Origin of the sequence: Pseudomonas sp. BIC9C (assembly GCF_034541995.1) — a bacterium.
Classification (GTDB): Bacteria; Pseudomonadota; Gammaproteobacteria; order Pseudomonadales; family Pseudomonadaceae; genus Aquipseudomonas; species Aquipseudomonas fluorescens_CC.
The window spans coordinates 1076809-1093391 of the sequence record NZ_JAWDGM010000001.1; the positions used below are offsets into that span (position 1 = coordinate 1076809).

Here is a 16583-nt window from a genome sequence, read left to right on the forward strand (position 1 = left end):
TCATTGACCGTATGAATCTACTTGCCGTGGCGTAGGCTGATCAGACGCCCGGCCAAGGATGCGCTATAAACTGCAACGAGCTGTTTGCGACCAGGCAGCCTCATGCAAAGGAACCGCCATGATCCATGACACATTCTGGCTGACCACGAGCGACCACAGCCGCCTCTTCGTCAACCAGTGGCTACCCGACGGCAGCCTCAAGGCAATGATTCTGCTGGCCCACGGCATGGCCGAACACAGCGGTCGCTATGGACCCCTTGCGCAAAAGCTCTGTGATCAGGGCTATGGCGTGTGTGCGCCAGACCTGCGTGGACATGGCAAAACTGCCGAAAACGGGACACTCGGGCATTTCGCCGATGACAATGGCTGGTCCAAGGTCGTGAGCGACCTGGCCTGCCTCAACCAGCACATCGGCCAGCAGCACCCTGGCGTACCGATCGTACTGCTCGGTCACAGCATGGGCAGCTACGTTGCCCAGGCTTATCTGCTGCACCACAGTGCCAGCCTGCACGGGGCGATCCTCAGCGGCTCGAACTTCCAGCCTGTGGCGCTTTATCGCGCGGCACGGCAAATCGCCCGTTTCGAACGCCTGCGCCAGGGCCGCCAGGGACGCAGCGCATTGATCGAATGGCTGTCGTTCGGCTCGTTCAACAACAAGTTCAAACCGGCACGCACGCCGTTCGACTGGCTCAGCCGTGATCCGGCGCAGGTCGATCTGTACGTCAACGACCCGCTCTGCGGTTTCCGTTGCACCAATCAACTGTGGATCGACTTGCTCGGTGGCTTGCAGCAAATCAGCAAAGCGTCCAATCTCGCGCAGATCGACCCGGGCCTGCCGTTGCTGGTGATTGGCGGTGAATGTGATCCGGTGAGCGAAGGCAAGCGTCTCAAGGATCTGGCCGACGCGCTGCGGGCGGCCGGCAGCCAGCACCTGCAACTGACCGTTTACCCGCAGGCACGGCACGAACTGTTCAACGAGAGCAACCGCGATGAAATCATCGCCGATGTACTGAACTGGATCGCACAGGCCTTGAGCACGCCTCGACCGCACCGATCCGAATAGTTTTTTTGTGAATTTTTTAATTCGTCACAGGAATTGAGACAGATGACCCAGGTTACCAACACCCCTTACGAAGCCCTCGAAGTCGGCCAGACCGCCAGTTTCAGCAAGACCGTCGAAGAGCGCGACATCCAGTTGTTCGCCGCGATGTCCGGCGATCACAACCCGGTGCACCTGGATGCCGAATACGCCGCCAGCACCATGTTCAAGGAGCGCATCGCCCACGGCATGTTCAGCGGTGCGTTGATCAGCGCGGCGGTCGCCTGCGAGTTGCCTGGACCGGGGACTATCTACATCGGCCAGCAGATGAGCTTTCAGAAACCGGTGAAAATCGGCGACACCCTGACCGTGCGCCTGGAAATTCTGGAAAAGCTGCCGAAGTTTCGCGTGCGCATTGCCACTCGCGTGTTCAACCAGCGCGATGAGCTGGTGGTGGATGGCGAGGCGGAAATCCTCGCACCACGCAAGCAACAGAGCGTGACGCTGACGGAGCTGCCGGCCATCAGCATCGGTTGATTCGCCGCATATAACTGTGGGAGCGGGCTTGCTCGCGAAGGCGGCGTGTCAGTCACTATTAATGGCGACTGGCAGACCGCCTTCGCGAGCAAGCCCGCTCCCACAGTTACTTCAACCTGGCTTACGAACGGCACGCGCCTGGCTTACGAACGGCACGCGCCTGGTTACGCAGGGCCTTGACCTGATCGTGATTGCGTTGCGCGCCATGGTACTGACGTTCAACCAGGTCACGAATGCCCACCAGGTTGTGCTTGTTGATTTTCTCCATCGCGTCCCGGTAAGCCTTCAACGCATGGTCTTCACCACGCTCGGCTTCATTGAGTACGGCCTCCTCGCCCTTGCCGGTGAACATCGACTTCACGTCGACCCAGCGACGGTGCAAGTCACCGCTGACACTGGTGGAGGTTTGCGGATCGCCGCCAATCGAACGCACGGCGGACTGCAATTCTGCTGCAGCCGTAGCACAATCGGCCGAACGCGCGATAAACAGGTTTTTGAGTTCAGGGTGCTTGATGTCTTCAGCGCAAGTCTTGAACCCGGCCTGACCGTCCTTGCTGGTTTCAATCAGGTCGTTGAGTACAGAAATCGCTTCTTTGTTCATGTCGGTCATTTTTCAATTCCTTGCGGTGGATGAAAGGTGTAATGACCGTTGCACCCTGCATGCCAGCTCGGAACCGTTTAACTATCCGTTATTTTTCAAGCAGTTACCTATTATCCAAAAATCTGTATCCGTTTTATTTGCATGATCTGTCATTTGGCCTGCATGCAGAATGCCTGTATTTTCCAGATTGACTGAATCAAGACGACCGACCGATGAATCCTGAAAAGCTCGAACTGCTGATCACCCGCGAAATGCCTTTCGGCAAGTACAAGGGTCGAATCATTGCCGACCTGCCCGGCCCTTACCTGAACTGGTTCGCCCGGGAGGGTTTCCCTCACGGCGAGTTGGGCGGCCTGCTGGCCCTGATGCAGGAAATCGATCACAACGGCTTGTCGGACCTGCTCGAACCGCTACGCGCCAAACACGGCAAACCGGCCCCGCGCCACTGAATCACCTACCGAGTAGCCCATGCCTGACAACACCCGCCGCGCCCGTGATGAAGCCTTCTGGCAAACCTTTGCCGACCGCTACGATGTCGAACCCGGCCCGCTCAACCTGGAGAACGGTTACTTCGGTCGCATGTCGCGCACGGTGGTCGAGGAATACCAGCGCAACATCGAGCTCATTAATCGCAGCAACTCGGTCTACGTGCGCCAGCGCTTCGAACAGGGCGACAGCCTGAAGATCCGCGCGCAACTGGCCAGGTTGACAGGCACACCCGCCGACAGCATCGCCCTGACCCGTAACGCGTCGGAAGGTTTGCAGTCGCTGATCCGCAACTACAACCGGCTGCAGCCCGGCGATCAGGTACTGGTTTGCGATCTGGAATACGACACGGTCAAAGGCGCCATGCGCTGGCTGGCACGCAATCGTGGTGTCGAAGTGATCGAGATCGAACACACACACCCGGCAACCTTCGACAGCCTGCTCAATACCTATCGGGACGTCTTCGCGCGGCATCCGCGGCTGAAGCTGATGGCCCTGACCCACGTCACCCATCGCACGGGCCTGGTGATGCCGGTGCAGGCGATTGCAGCCGCTGCGAAGGAACAGGGCATCGACGTCATCCTCGATGGGGCCCATGCCCTCGGCCAACTCGAATTTGACCTGACCGGGCTCGGTATCGCCTTCGCCGGCTACAACCTGCACAAGTGGATCGGTGCCCCACTGACGCTCGGCTTTATCTACATCGCCCCCGAACGCCTGGCCGACATCGACCCGGACATGGGCGAGATGCACTTCCCGGTCACTGACATTCGCGCCCGTACGCCGTACAGCACACCGAACATTCCGGCGCTGCTGACCCTGCCGCTGGTACTCGAGGAGCATCACGCCATGGGCGGCGCGGCGGCCAAGGGGGCGCGGCTCAACTACCTGCGCAACCTGTGGGTCCGCTCCGTACGCGAACTGCCGGGCATCGAAGTCCTGACCCCGGACGACCCGCGACTGTACTGCGGCATCACGGCCCTGCGTTTCATCGCACAGACCGATCAGCAGGCGATGGTCGAGCGGCTGCTCAAGGACTACAACCTGTTCACCGTGGTGCGCACCGGCGCGGCGTGCGGCCCGTGCATCCGCATCACTCCGGGGCTGACCACCACCGCCGGGCACATGACGCGGCTGACCACGGCGCTGGCGCAATTGTGCTGACCTGCTCGCGATGGGCATGAACGATAACGCGGAGCGGCGCCTGTAGGAGCGAGCTCGCTCGCGATGGTCGTAAACGATGACGCGGGAACCCGATAGCCAGCGGCGCCTGGGGTTTTTCGCGAGCGAGCTCGCTCCTACAGAGGTGTTGATTGCCGCACGTTTTCGCGGGCAAAAAAAACGGTGCACCGACCAAGCGCACCGTAAAGCCGTAGAACACACAACGAGTGTCGGGTGAAGCGATCAGTCCAGCAGCGCCAAAGCCTCGGCGGTGCATTCCTGAATGCGGGCCCAGTCGCCGTTCTTGATCCACTCCGGATCAAGCATCCAGCTACCGCCCACGCACATGACGTTTTTCAACGCCATGTAGCTCTTGATATTGGCCGGGCCGACGCCGCCGGTCGGGCAGAATTTCACTTCACCGAACGGGCCGCCCAAAGCCTTGATGGCCGCGACGCCGCCGCTGACTTCGGCCGGGAACAATTTGAATCGGCGGTAACCCAGAGCGTAGCCTTCCATGATGCCCGAGGCATTGCTGATGCCTGGCAACAGTGGAATCGGGCTGGCAACGCTGGCTTCCAGCAAATCACGGGTAATGCCCGGCGTGACGATGAATTGCGAACCCGCCGCTTCGGCGGCAGCCAGCATCTGGCGATCGAGCACGGTGCCGGCACCGGTCACCAGTTCCGGACGCTGCTCGCGCAGAATCTGGATGGCCTTGAGGCCGAATTGCGAACGCAGGGTCACTTCCAGGGCCGTCAGGCCTCCGGCCGCGAGCGCGTCGGCCAGCGGCAGAACGTCCTGCTCGCGAGCGATGGTGATCACCGGCAGGATCCGCGCCTTCGTGCAGAGGCTGTCGATCAGGGCAACTTTGTCCGCCATGGAAACGGTCGGGGATGGGTTTGTCATAGCGGCTGTTCCTTGGCTCATGGGCACCAGTAAATCTCTAACGTGGGTTGCAGAAATGCGCGCACCGGCATTTCGGCGACATCGTCACCGGCCAGCGCGAAACTCAGGGTGGTCAGCTTGGACTGACCGGAAATCGACAGAATCTTATGTTTGGCCGAAGCCAGCAGCGCACGACTCATGGTCAGGCGCTGATGCGGCACGGTCGGCGCCAGCATCGGCCAGCAACGACGTGTGCCGTCGACTTTCAAGGCCTCGTCAAGGTTCGGGCTGTTGGGGAACAGCGACGCGGTGTGGCCGTCATCGCCCATGCCGAGGATCAGCACGTCGATCACCGGCAACTCGGACAGCAAGCGGTCGGCCTGCTCGGCCGCCTGTTCAAGGTTGGCACTGGCGCTGTACAGGCTCAGGAACTGCGCCTTGGCCGCCGGGCCTTGCAAGAGATATTTCTTGAGCAGGCCAGCGTTACTGTCGGCGTGCTCCACCGGCACCCAACGCTCGTCAGCCAGGCTGACCACCACGTTGGACCAGTCCAGCGCCTGCCTGGCCAGGTGCTGGAAAAACGCCACCGGGCTGCGGCCACCGGACACCACCAGCGTCGCTGTACCCTGGGCGTCGATTGCATCGCTCAATTGCTTGGCTACATTCAGTGCCAGGCTTTCGGCCAGCAGCACCGGGCTCTTGAACGCATGGGCGCTGACGCCCTGCGGCAGTTTCAAATCAGATATCGCCATACCATGACCTCCCGTCCCGCGTGATCAGAGCAATGGAGCTCATCGGCCCCCAGGACCCGGCCGCGTACGGCTTGGGCGCATCGCCGGATTTTTTCCACCCGGCGATCAACTGGTCACACCACTTCCACGCGGCTTCGATTTCATCTTTACGGACAAACAGGTTCTGATTGCCACGCATCACTTCCAGCAACAACCGCTCGTAGGCATCGGGAATCCGTGCGCTGCTCCAGGTGTCGGAAAAATTCAGCTGCAACGGACCGCTGCGCAGCTGCATGCCTTTATCCAGGCCTTGATCCTTGGTCATCACGCGCAAGGAAATGCCTTCATCCGGTTGCAGGCGGATAATCAGCTTGTTGCTGATTTGCAGGCGCTGCTCGGGAGCGAAGATGTAGTGCGACGGTTCCTTGAAGTGGATGACGATCTGCGACAGTTTCTGCGGCATGCGCTTGCCGGTACGCAGGTAAAACGGCACGCCGGCCCAGCGCCAGTTGCGGATGTCGGCACGCAGGGCGACGAAGGTTTCGGTGTCGCTCTGGGTGTTGGAATTGGGTTCTTCCAGGTACCCCGGTACTGCCTTGCCTTCGCTGTAGCCGGCGATGTACTGGCCGCGCACCACTTGAGTGGTCAGGCCTTCCGGGCTGATCGGCGCCAGGGCCTTGAGCACTTTGACCTTCTCGTCACGGATGCTGTCGGCGGACAGGTCGGCCGGTGGGTCCATGGCGATCAGGCAGAGCAGTTGCAGCAGGTGGTTCTGGATCATGTCGCGCAACTGGCCGGCCTTGTCGAAGTAACCCCAGCGGCCTTCGATACCGACCTTCTCGGCCACGGTGATTTCCACGTGGGAAATGTAGTTCTGGTTCCACTGGGTTTCGAACAGGCTGTTGGCGAAACGCAGGGCGATCAGGTTCTGGACGGTCTCTTTGCCCAGGTAGTGGTCGATGCGGTAGGTGCGGTTCTCCGGGAAGAATTGCGCCACGGCGTCGTTGACCTTGCGCGAGGATTCCAGGTCCGAACCGATGGGCTTTTCCAGCACCACACGGGTGTTTTGCGCCAGGCCGACCTTGGCCAGGTTTTCGCAAATCGCGCCGTATACGGCGGCCGGGGTCGCAAAGTAGGCGATGACCCGCTGTGCGGTGCCGGCAACTTCGGCCAGGGCCACATAATCTTCGGCGTTGAGGAAGTCGACGTGCAGGTAGCTCAGGCGCGCCAGAAAACGCTCGACCACGGCGGCGTCCAGCTCTTTGGCACCGACATAGCGGCGCAGCTCGGAGGCAATGAACGTCAGGTGTTCCTGCTCGCTGCCAGGCTCACGGGCCAGCGCGATAATACGCGTGTCCTCGTGCAACAGGCCGGCGCCGTCGAGTTGATAGAGGGCAGGAAACAGCTTGCGCAAGGCCAGATCGCCCAGGGCGCCGAACAAGGCAAAGGTGCACGGTTCAACCGTAATCGAGAGCATGATGTTTGTTCTTTTATCAAGTTAAGCTACAAATACCTTTTTTCAAGGCATCACTCAAGGGAAAATGTAGTAATAACCACAACATTTTCGCAAAATACAGATTCCGAGTGGTGGTCGGTCGGAGCCATCAGTAGGATAGGCCACCGTTACGGGCCTCACCAAAGGCCCTTTTTGCATTAGCCGCGCGCTTATCGGTGCCGGTGAATCAAGGAATCCCATATGGACCGCGTGCGAAATTTACTGGAACAAATCCAGAATCGCCTTGAAGAGCTGAACAAGGCCGAGCGCAAAGTCGCCGAGGTGATCCTGCTCAACCCGCAGCAGGCCACCCGGTTCAGCATCGCTGCCCTCGCCCAGGCGGCTTCGGTCAGCGAACCGACGGTCAACCGTTTCTGCCGTTCGTTCGGCGTCAGCGGCTACCCTGAGCTCAAACTGCAACTGGCCCAGAGCCTGGCCAGTGGCGCCGCCTACGTCAGCCGTGCGGTGGAAGCCGACGACAATCCGGAAGCCTATACCCAGAAGATCTTCGGCAGCGCCATCGCCTCACTGGACAGCGCATGCCAGGCACTGGACCCGAACCTGATCAGCCGCGCCGTCGACCTGTTGATCCAGGCCCGGCAGATCCACTTCTTCGGCCTCGGCGCCTCGGCCCCGGTGGCCCTGGATGCCCAGCACAAGTTCTTCCGTTTCAACCTCGCCGTCACGGCCCACGCGGACGTGCTGATGCAGCGCATGATTGCCTCGGTGGCCCACACCGGCGAGCTGTTCGTGATCATTTCCTATACCGGTCGCACCCGCGAACTGGTGGAAGTCGCGCGCATCGCCCGGGAAAACGGCGCATCGGTGCTGGGCCTGACCGCCGAGAACTCGCCGCTGGCCAAGGCCAGCACCCTGAGCCTGAACATACCGCTGCCGGAAGACACCGACATCTACATGCCGATGACGTCGCGGATCATCCAGCTGACCGTGCTGGACGTGCTCGCCACCGGCATGACCTTGCGCCGGGGCGTGGACTTCCAGCCGCACTTGCGCAAGATCAAGGAGAGCTTGAATGCCAGCCGGTATCCGGTGGGTGACGAGTTCAACTGACCGATCCTGAATCTTTATTGCTTGAAAGGACGCCTTCGCGAGCAAGCCCGCTCCCACAGTTGACCCGGTTCCGTCAGAACGAACGCGATCAAATGTGGGAGCGGGCTTGCTCGCGAAGGGGCCAGTTGCAACACCGCAGAATCAAGCCCCCACCCGCGCCTGCAAACTCAAATGCGCCCGCTCCCCTGGTTTCAGGCACAGGCTGTCTGTACCGCCACTCGCTGCTTCTACACAGACAAATTCGGATATCTCGTTCCAAGTCACGCCGAGCAACGGCCGTGAACCGGGATGCCAAACCACCGTGTCGGCCGTTTCGCCAGTGTCGATGCACAGCGCCCGCTGCCAGGCATGGTCGTTGAGCTGCAATTCGCCGTCATGCTGGAACACTCGCTGACAACCGCCGTCCACGCGCAACTCGCCTTCCTGCTGGCAAACCTGTCGGTTCAACTGGTCATAACCCTGGGCACCTTCCAGCCCAGACAGCGCTATCTCACTGACATCGCCAATACGCCAGTAAGCGTGCAAAGCCTGGCTCAACTGGCACGGCATGTCGTCCTGATGTTCGGTGCTCAGGCGCAACGCCATGCGCTCGCCCAGATGCGCGTGCAGATCCACCTGCCAGTCGCACAACTTCAGTTGCCAGTGCAATTGCACGCCATCGTCGTCACTGTTGCTGTCGAGCAGCTTCCAGTCGAGCAACCGCGCCCAGCCATGGGACGGCCAGGCGTTTTCGCTCGGATGCCGGCCATACCACGGCCAACACACCGGCACGCCACCGCGAATGGCACCGACCTGCGGCCACTTCGCCGCGCACCACAGCCAGGGTTTCTGGCCCTTGGGCTGGAAGTGCAACAACTGCGCGCCCTGACGGCTGAACACCGCCTGACACAGCGGATGATCGATCACCAGCACGTCGCGCATCTGATAGCGCTCCCACGCGAACACCGGACGCTCGCGCAAGGATTTGAAGAAGCGTTGTAGCGGATGCTCAAGCATGTGCCACGGTCCTGAAAATCATCTGTCACCGGGGTGCGCGGCCCGCAAAAAAAAGCGGACAGCCAGGGCTGTCCGCAAAAATGCGCACATTGAGGAGAGCTTATCGCAACAGCGTTAGAACACCGACTGAATTTTCAGGCCGGCCACCAGCGCGTTGTCGACTTCATCCACACCACCCGGGTGCGTGACGTATTGCAGGTTGGGACGTACGGTCAGCCAGTTGGTCACGTGGAAGCCGTAGTTGATCTCGTAGTTGTATTCGGTTTCACGAATGGGTGAGAACAGCGGATTGTCGAAGTCCGAAACACCGTTGGCCGCGTTGGTCAGCTCGGCGTTTTTCTTCACGTCATCGTTGACATGGATACGGGCGAAACCGATGCCCACGTCATCCTTCGGACGCGCGTCGAACGGGCCCTTGTACACAAACATCAGCGACTGGTAGTTGTCGATGAAGTTGGTGTCCTTGTCGTGGAAAGTGGCGTTGGCCGCGATGTTCAGACCGCGAGAAGCATCGCCGTTGTGGCTGGTGAGCTGCTGCTGCGCGACGAACCAGTAGCCGTGCTTGCTATCGTGGACGCGCAAAGGGTTGCCGGTGGTCGCTGCGTCCTGACCGTTGTCGTCTTCGCGAACGTCGTTGGCATCGGAGGTACTTTTGTAGTAACCGACGCGGTATTCACCTGGCAGGTTGTTGACCTTCGGCGACCAGACCAGCTCGACCGGCAGGACGGTGCCATTGGTCCCACTGCCGCTGAGCTTGAAGCCGTTACCGTGCTCCAGTTGCGACGTGTTCTGGTTGTACGCACCGATCTGGGCGTAGAGCTCGTCATTGATGTTGTACTTCACGCGGATCGCCGCCTGCATCACCGGCCAGTTGTACCAGATGTTGGTGGCCCAGTTACCCACCTGGGATCCGCAGAACGCCAGGTTCTGGAATTCGCACGGGAAGGTGTTGAAGTCTTCACCTTCGCCGAAGTAACCGGCTTTGACGTCCAGTTTGTTGTCGAAGAACTGATGCTGAATCCACAACTGGGTCAGACGCACCATATGGCCACGACCGAAGACTTCCTGGGAGGAACTCAGGGTGCCGGCACGCGGGTCGCCGATACGGTCGTTGGAGATGTTCTCACCGTTACGGTTGGTGAGCTGGATCTTGGCTTGGGTGTTATCCCAACCCAGCAGTTTTTGAAGGTCCAGTGCCGCTCCCAGGCCGAACTGGTCGGAGTAGCGCGCGGTCTTGTCATCGTTGAAACCGCCATGCAGGTTGGCGCCGACTTCACCGACATAATCCATCTTGATGTCGATGCCCTGCTCGATCAGTTTGGTACGTTCGCCACCCCAATCGCCCGTCATCCATTTGGAGTCGGAGCTGAACGCTTCATCGGCCATCGCATTGCCGGCCAGAACCAGTGCTGCCGCTGCTGACACTTGGCAGATCAACCGGGCCTTGTTCTTCATCTTCATCCCTACATCCTCGTTTTATTGTTATTAACTTTTCTTCTTTAACGCGGTTACATCAGTTGCGACGGATAACAATCCATCCGCCACATGTCCCCCACCTGTAGGAGCGAGCTTGCTCGCGATGGTGTATCAGCTGCATCGGTGCCAACTGACACTCCATCGCGAGCAAGCTCGCTCCTACAGTCTTGTTCTTCAGCGGCCTTTGAATTGCGCTACGTTGGCAGCATGTGATTCGGTTTTCGCTACGCCAGCGACACCCAGTCGCTCACCCGTTTTCGCATCGAACAACAGCACTTTCGCCGGATCGAATTGCAGGTTCAGGGTCTCGCCCACCGCTGGCGCCACGTCCGGCGCCATGCGGCAGCAGACCTTGGTGTCGTTGAGGTTGACGAAGACCAGGGTGTCGGGACCTGTCGGTTCGGTGACCTGGACTTCGGCACGAATGGTCGGCAAACCGTTCGCTTCGCCATTGGCCAGAACGATCTGCTCAGGGCGCATGCCGAGGATCACTTCGCGATCTTCAAGACCGGCGTCCTGCATGCCCAGCGGCAATTCGCATCGGGCCTGGCCGCTGTCGAGCAGCGCCAGCAGGCGACCGTCCTTGCGCTGCAAGCGCAGCGGGATGAAGTTCATCGGCGGCGAACCGATGAAGCTCGCCACGAACAGGTTGGCCGGGTTGTTGTAGATGTCCTTCGGCGTACCGAACTGCTGGATGATGCCGTCCTTCATCACCGCCACCTTGTCACCCAGGGTCATGGCCTCGATCTGGTCGTGGGTCACATAGACCGTGGTGGTTTTCAGGCGCTGGTGCATCAGTTTCATTTCGGTGCGCATCTCGACGCGCAGCTTGGCGTCGAGGTTGGACAGCGGCTCGTCGAACAGATAAATCTTCGGCCGCCGTGCCAGGGCACGGCCCATCGCCACGCGCTGTTGCTGGCCACCGGAGAGTTGGCCGGGCTTGCGGTTGAGCAGGTGTTCGATCTGCAACAGCTTGGAGACGCGGGCGACTTCTTCGTCGATTTCCGCGGTCGGCATTTTGCGGATCTTCAGGCCGAAGGCGATGTTGTCGCGCACGCTCATGGTCGGGTACAGCGCGTAGGACTGGAACACCATGGCGATGTCACGATCCTTGGGGCTCATGCCGCTGATGTCGGCGGCGTCCACCAGGATCGCGCCGCCGCTGATGGTTTCAAGGCCCGCGATGCAGTTCATCAAGGTGGATTTACCGCAGCCCGACGGGCCGACCAGGATCAGGAACTCACCGTCATCGATCTTCAGTTCGATGTTTTTCAGGGTGTCCGGCAAACCGGCGCCGTAGGTCTTGTTGACGTTGCGTAATTCGAGAGTTGCCATGTCTTTACCCCTTGACCGCGCCGGACGTCAGCCCACGCAGGAAATACTTGCCAGCGAATATGTAGACCAGCAGTGTCGGCAGCCCGGCGATCATCGCGGCGGCCATATCAACGTTGTATTCCTTGACCCCGGTGCTGGTGTTGACCAGGTTGTTCAGGGCCACGGTAATTGGCTGGGCATCGCCACTGGCGAAGACCACGCCAAACAGGAAGTCATTCCAGATCTGGGTGAACTGCCAGATCAGGCAGACCATCACGATCGGGATCGACATCGGCAGCAGGATCTTCCAGAAAATCGTGAAGAAGCCTGCGCCATCGAGCCGCGCAGCCTTGACCAGCGCATCCGGAATGCTCACGTAGTAGTTGCGGAAGAACAGCGTGGTAAACGCCAGGCCGTAGACCACGTGCACCAGCACAAGACCCGAGGTGGTGTTGGCCAGGCCGAATTTGCCGAGGGTGAACGAGGCCGGCAGCAGCACGGTCTGGAACGGCAGGAAGCAGCCGAACAGCAACAGGCCGAAGAACAGTTGCGAACCACGGAAGCGCCACATCGACAGCACGTAGCCGTTCATGGCCCCGACGAAGGTGGAGATCAGCACCGCCGGCACGGTGATCTTCACCGAGTTCCAGAAGTAGCCGCCGACCACGTCCCAGGCCTTGATCCAGCCGATGCCGTCAATCACGGTCGGCCAGCTCAGCAGGTTGCCGGTGCGGATGTCTTCGGGGGATTTGAAGCTGGTCAGCAACATCACCACCAGCGGGATCAGGTACACCGCCGCCGCCAGCAACAAGGTGGCGTAGATCGCGATGCGGCTGAAGCTCAGGGTTGGTTTGCCGAGTTGATTAGTCATGGCGTTTGCCTCGCAGCTCGGAGTACAGGTACGGCACGAGGATGGTCAGCACGGCGCCGAGCATCAGCATGGCGCTGGCCGAACCGATGCCCATCTGGCCACGGCTGAAGGTGAAGGAATACATGAACATCGCTGGCAGGTCGGAGGAGTAACCCGGACCACCCGCGGTCATTGCCGCGACCAGGTCGAAGCTCTTGATCGCGATGTGCGCGAGGATCATGAAGGCACTGAAGAACACCGGGCGCAGGCTCGGCAGCACGATCTTCAGGTAGATTGTCGGCAGGCTCGCCCCGTCGACTTGCGCGGCACGGATGATCGATTGATCGACGCCGCGCAGGCCGGCGAGGAACATCGCCATGACAAACCCGGAGGCTTGCCACACAGCAGCGATCACCAGGCAGTAGACGACGCGATCCTGATCCACCAGCCAGTCGAGACGGAAGCCTTCCCAGCCCCAGTCACGCAGCATCTTGTCCAGGCCCAGGCCCGGGTTGAGCAGCCATTTCCACGCGGTACCGGTGACGATCATCGACAGCGCCATCGGGTACAGGTAGATGGTGCGGATGAAGCCTTCCTTGCGAATGCGCTGGTCCAGCAGCACGGCGAGGAACACGCCCAGCACCAGGCTGATGCCGATGAACATGCCGCCGAACAGCGCGAGGTTCTTGCTCGCGACCCACCAGCGGTCGTTGTCCATCAGGCGCATGTATTGCTGCAGGCCGACCCATTTGTAGCTCGGCATGAAACTGGAGTTGGTGAAGGACAGAATGAACGTCCAGATGATGTAACCGTAGAAGCCAACCAACACGATCAGCATGCTCGGCGCGAGTACCAACTTGGGTAGCCAGCGTTGCAGCGCATCGAACGGTGAGGCTTTGCTGAAAACCGCCACAGAGCTCATCGGGATAATCCAGGTGGAGAAGTGAAATCCGGACAGAGTTCCCCCCTGCAGGAGCGAGTTTGCTCACGATGGCATCAAGAACACCGGGGTCTGTCTGGATGAGCGCGGTGTCTGGTAGTCCATCGCGAGCAAGCTCGCTCCTACAATGGGGCGGAGCTCTCTCTGGGGTTTGCCGCAGGATTCTCCTGCGGCGATTGCGAATTACTGGGCCGCTTTGACAGCCGAGGCCAGTTGGGCGCTGGCCTTGGCCGGGTCAGCGTCCTTGTCGTTCATGAAGTTGGTGACCACGTCGAAGATCGCACCTTGCACGGCCAGGGAGGTGGCCATGTTGTGCGCCATGCTCGGTTGCAGGCCGCCGGTCTTGTCGTCCGCGATGAAGTCCTTCGCCGACTTCTGGGCACACTCGTCGAAGCCGAGCTTGTCCATTTCGTTCAGCATGTCGTTACGCACCGGGATCGAACCCTTGTTCATGCTGAAGACTTTCTGGAAGTCGGTACCCAATGCGACCTTGGCCAGGTCTTGCTGAGCAGCGATATCACCCTTGCGATCAGCCTTGAGCTTGAACACCGCCAGGGAGTCGATGTTGTAGGTGAAGGCTTTTTCGGTGCCCGGGAACGCTACGCACTGGTAGTCCTTGCCGGCGATTTTCTTCGCGGCGGTCCATTCGCTCTTGGCCCAGTCGCCCATCATCTGCATGCCGGCCTTGCCATTGATGACGTCGGCGGCGGCGATGTTCCAGTCACGACCGGCGCGGTTCGGGTCCATGTAGCCGGTGATCTTTTTCAGCTCGGCGAACGACTGGGTCATCTCCGGGCCGGACAGGGTCTTCTGGTCCAGGTCGACCAGGGCTTTCTTGTAACCGTCGGCGCCCATGACCGAGAGCACCACGTCTTCAAACACGGTGCTGTCCTGCCAAGGCTGACCGCCGTGGGCGAGCGCGATGAAGCCTGCGGCCTTGAGCTTGTCGCCAGCGGCATAGAATTCTTCGAGGGTAGTCGGGGCTTTTTCGATCCCGGCTTTCTTGAACACTTCCGGGTTGATCCACAGCCAATTGACGCGGTGGATGTTCACCGGCACGGCCACGTAATCGCCTTCGTATTTGACGGTGTCGGAGACTTTCTTCGACAGCAGGCCATCCCAGTTTTCCGCCTTGGAAACCTCTTTCAACGCGTCGATGCTGAGCAGGCCAGTGCTGCCCCACTCCTGGATGTCCGGGCCTTTGATCTGGGCGACGCCTGGCGGGTTGCCGGCTACGGCGCGACTTTTGAGTACGGTCATGGCCGTGGAACCGCCACCACCGGCGACTGCGCCGTCCTTCCAGGTGAAGCCGTCTTTTTCGACTTGAGCTTTCAGGACATCGACCGCTGCTTTTTCACCACCGGAAGTCCACCAGTGAACGACTTCAACGGAACCTTTGGATTCGGCAGCGAGGACACTGAGGGGGAGCGCAGACAGGGAAGCGAGAGAAATGACAGTAGCGAGGCGAGAAATCGCATTCATCTAGGAGCACCTTTCTTGTTGTTATGCATGCAAGTCTGTTGCTTGCGCTGCATAGGATTCTAAACAGGGGATATCCCCTCGCAGGTAACGAAGGGATGCGCGAATGTCACCGCATGGTTACATAGAACCGCTCTGGGACAGATGCGCCAGCGCTGTGGCCATGCTTGGCGCCAGCGCCAGGCGCGGAATCAGCACGGCTTGCCAGGCGTGGTAAAGGTCCGGCTTGCCCGGCCAGATATCGGCACTCGGGCGGTTTTGCGGGTCGAGTTCGTGATACCAGCTGCCATCACAGCGGTCGATGAAATGACTGTCACAGAATTCCCAGAACAGTCGGTACCAGCGTTCGTATTGCTCATCACCGGTGCGCTTGAGTAGCGCGCTTGCAGCGGCACTGGCTTCGCAATGGGTCCAGTGCAGGCGATGACGGACCACCGCTTTGTTGTCCCAGTCCAGGGTGTAGACGATCCCCGGCGCACCATCGACGTCCCAGCCATGACGGCAGTTGTGCTCAAAGAGTTTTTGCGCGTCGGTGAGCAGCCAGCCCGGCGCGAGCATCCCCGCTCTGATCCGCGAAGCTTCGAGATGCAGCAACAGCCGCGCCCACTCGAAACCGTGGCCCGGTGTGGTGCCGTAGGGGCGGAAGCCGTCGGCCGGATTGTCGCGGTTGTAGTCCCGCAGTGGCTGCCAGGCGCGATCGAAATGCTCGATCACCAGGTAATCGTTGGCAGCGGCGTGACCATGGATCACCCGCTCGACAATCCGCTGGGCACGGCTGAGCCAACGGTTGTCATCAGTGACATCGGCCAGGGCGAGGAAGGCCTCGGTGGCGTGCATGTTGCTGTTGGCGCCTCGATAGGCTTCCTCCTCGCTCCAGTCACGGTTGAAGGATTCGCGCATGGCGCCCTCCTCCTCACTCCAGAAGTTCGTGTCGATGATGTCGATGGCATCATCGAGCAAGGCCTGCGCACCGGGACGCTGCGCGACTACCGCGGAACTCGCGGCCAGCGCGACGAAGGCATGCAGGTAGGCGTTCTTGCCGGTGTTGCCATCGCGATGTTCGGCAGCCGCGAACCAGCCGCCGTGAACCGCATCACGCAGTGGCCCGCGTAGCGCCGCGACACCGTGATCCACCAGCTCGGCAAAACCCGGCAGCCCCTGGATATGGGCCATGGCGAAGCTGTGGGTCATGCGCGCAGTGTTCATGGTCCAGGCTTGCGCATCGGCCGGGAGGCGACCTTTTTCATCGAGGTTGCCGAAGCCTTCGGGGAGCCTCGAAGCCTTGGCAAACGCCAGCAGGCGCAAGCCTTCGGTAGCGAGCCATTGCTGATGGGCAGGAGCATTGAGCCAACTGCTGAAGGCAGGTTGGAAGGTGTCCATGACGTACCTTTTTTGTTGTTATGACTGCTGGGCAGCATAAACAACGGACGAAGGCGGGCTTGTAACGAAGGGGGTGGGTTATGTCACCGGGTTGTGACAATTACCTTTAGGGCGATGTTGAATGTTCTGCCGCCTTCGC

At 60.3% G+C, this 16583-nt stretch carries 16 protein-coding genes; 5 read left to right on the forward strand and 11 right to left on the reverse strand.

The genetic code is table 11. The features are described 5' to 3' along the window. The first annotated feature begins 118 nt into the window (after positions 1 to 118). The gene (locus tag RS887_RS05140; RefSeq protein ID WP_322614624.1) at positions 119 to 1063 is read left to right on the forward strand and encodes an alpha/beta hydrolase; all 945 of its coding nucleotides are present in this window, start codon (positions 119 to 121) and stop codon (positions 1061 to 1063) included. A gap of 42 nt (positions 1064 to 1105) precedes the next feature. After that, a complete protein-coding gene (locus RS887_RS05145) occupies positions 1106 to 1576 on the forward strand; it encodes a MaoC family dehydratase (RefSeq protein WP_007974451.1) in 471 nt (156 codons plus the stop codon). A gap of 121 nt (positions 1577 to 1697) precedes the next feature. Here RS887_RS05145 and RS887_RS05150 read toward each other — a convergent pair whose 3' ends face one another. Then, complete coding sequence (locus RS887_RS05150; protein WP_322614625.1) at positions 1698 to 2186, reverse strand: PA2169 family four-helix-bundle protein; 489 nt, start codon at positions 2184 to 2186, stop codon at positions 1698 to 1700. Positions 2187 to 2389: 203 nt separating this feature from the next. On the opposite strand from RS887_RS05150, the gene RS887_RS05155 reads away from it, so the two are divergent. Together RS887_RS05155 and RS887_RS05160 are read left to right on the forward strand one after the other, a co-directional pair. Beyond that, complete coding sequence (locus tag RS887_RS05155) at positions 2390 to 2626, forward strand: DUF3820 family protein (protein WP_003227425.1); 237 nt, start codon at positions 2390 to 2392, stop codon at positions 2624 to 2626. 19 nt (positions 2627 to 2645) lie between these two features. Beyond that, the gene (locus RS887_RS05160) at positions 2646 to 3827 is read left to right on the forward strand and encodes an aminotransferase class V-fold PLP-dependent enzyme (protein ID WP_322614626.1); all 1182 of its coding nucleotides are present in this window, start codon (positions 2646 to 2648) and stop codon (positions 3825 to 3827) included. Positions 3828 to 4067: 240 nt separating this feature from the next. On the opposite strand, the gene RS887_RS05165 is transcribed toward RS887_RS05160, so the two are convergent. Genes RS887_RS05165 through zwf form a run of 3 tightly spaced genes read right to left on the reverse strand, consistent with a single transcriptional unit; the run spans position 4068 to position 6920 of the window. Next, positions 4068 to 4733: a bifunctional 4-hydroxy-2-oxoglutarate aldolase/2-dehydro-3-deoxy-phosphogluconate aldolase gene (locus RS887_RS05165; RefSeq protein WP_057399014.1), complete on the reverse strand. Its 666-nt coding sequence runs from the start codon at positions 4731 to 4733 to the stop codon at positions 4068 to 4070. 17 nt (positions 4734 to 4750) lie between these two features. Further along, a complete protein-coding gene (pgl, locus tag RS887_RS05170) occupies positions 4751 to 5464 on the reverse strand; it encodes a 6-phosphogluconolactonase (protein WP_322614627.1) in 714 nt (237 codons plus the stop codon). Further along, the gene (zwf, locus tag RS887_RS05175) at positions 5451 to 6920 is read right to left on the reverse strand and encodes a glucose-6-phosphate dehydrogenase (protein ID WP_322614628.1); all 1470 of its coding nucleotides are present in this window, start codon (positions 6918 to 6920) and stop codon (positions 5451 to 5453) included. Before zwf ends, pgl begins: the two co-directional genes overlap by 14 nt. A 228-nt stretch (positions 6921 to 7148) precedes the next feature. Here zwf and RS887_RS05180 point away from each other — a divergent pair, with 228 nt between their 5' ends. Beyond that, entirely contained in the window at positions 7149 to 8009 is an 861-nt protein-coding gene (locus tag RS887_RS05180; RefSeq protein ID WP_170948639.1) for a MurR/RpiR family transcriptional regulator, read from the forward strand. Positions 8010 to 8150: 141 nt separating this feature from the next. Here the strand turns inward: RS887_RS05180 and RS887_RS05185 are convergent, their stop codons facing one another. The 7 genes from RS887_RS05185 to RS887_RS05215 form a co-directional block, all read right to left on the reverse strand. Further along, positions 8151 to 9005 carry a D-hexose-6-phosphate mutarotase gene (locus tag RS887_RS05185; protein ID WP_322614629.1) on the reverse strand — a complete coding sequence of 285 codons (855 nt, stop codon included), beginning with the start codon at positions 9003 to 9005 and terminating at the stop codon, positions 8151 to 8153. Between the two features lie 114 nt (positions 9006 to 9119). Continuing rightward, positions 9120 to 10466 carry a carbohydrate porin gene (locus RS887_RS05190; RefSeq protein ID WP_322614630.1) on the reverse strand — a complete coding sequence of 449 codons (1347 nt, stop codon included), beginning with the start codon at positions 10464 to 10466 and terminating at the stop codon, positions 9120 to 9122. A gap of 189 nt (positions 10467 to 10655) precedes the next feature. Next, on the reverse strand, positions 10656 to 11816 hold the full coding sequence (locus RS887_RS05195; RefSeq protein ID WP_322614631.1) for a sn-glycerol-3-phosphate ABC transporter ATP-binding protein UgpC: 1161 nt from the start codon (positions 11814 to 11816) through the stop codon (positions 10656 to 10658). Between the two features lie 4 nt (positions 11817 to 11820). After that, positions 11821 to 12666 (reverse strand): carbohydrate ABC transporter permease, encoded by an 846-nt coding sequence (locus tag RS887_RS05200; RefSeq protein ID WP_111279905.1) that lies wholly within the window; start codon positions 12664 to 12666, stop codon positions 11821 to 11823. Continuing rightward, positions 12659 to 13567, reverse strand: a complete 909-nt coding sequence (locus RS887_RS05205) for a carbohydrate ABC transporter permease (RefSeq protein WP_008056768.1) — start codon at positions 13565 to 13567, stop codon at positions 12659 to 12661. Before RS887_RS05205 ends, RS887_RS05200 begins: the two co-directional genes overlap by 8 nt. Before the next feature lie 201 nt (positions 13568 to 13768). Further along, positions 13769 to 15067, reverse strand: a complete 1299-nt coding sequence (locus tag RS887_RS05210; protein ID WP_322614632.1) for an ABC transporter substrate-binding protein — start codon at positions 15065 to 15067, stop codon at positions 13769 to 13771. Positions 15068 to 15184: 117 nt separating this feature from the next. Beyond that, complete coding sequence (locus tag RS887_RS05215) at positions 15185 to 16444, reverse strand: AGE family epimerase/isomerase (RefSeq protein ID WP_322614633.1); 1260 nt, start codon at positions 16442 to 16444, stop codon at positions 15185 to 15187. Positions 16445 to 16583: the final 139 nt, after the last annotated feature.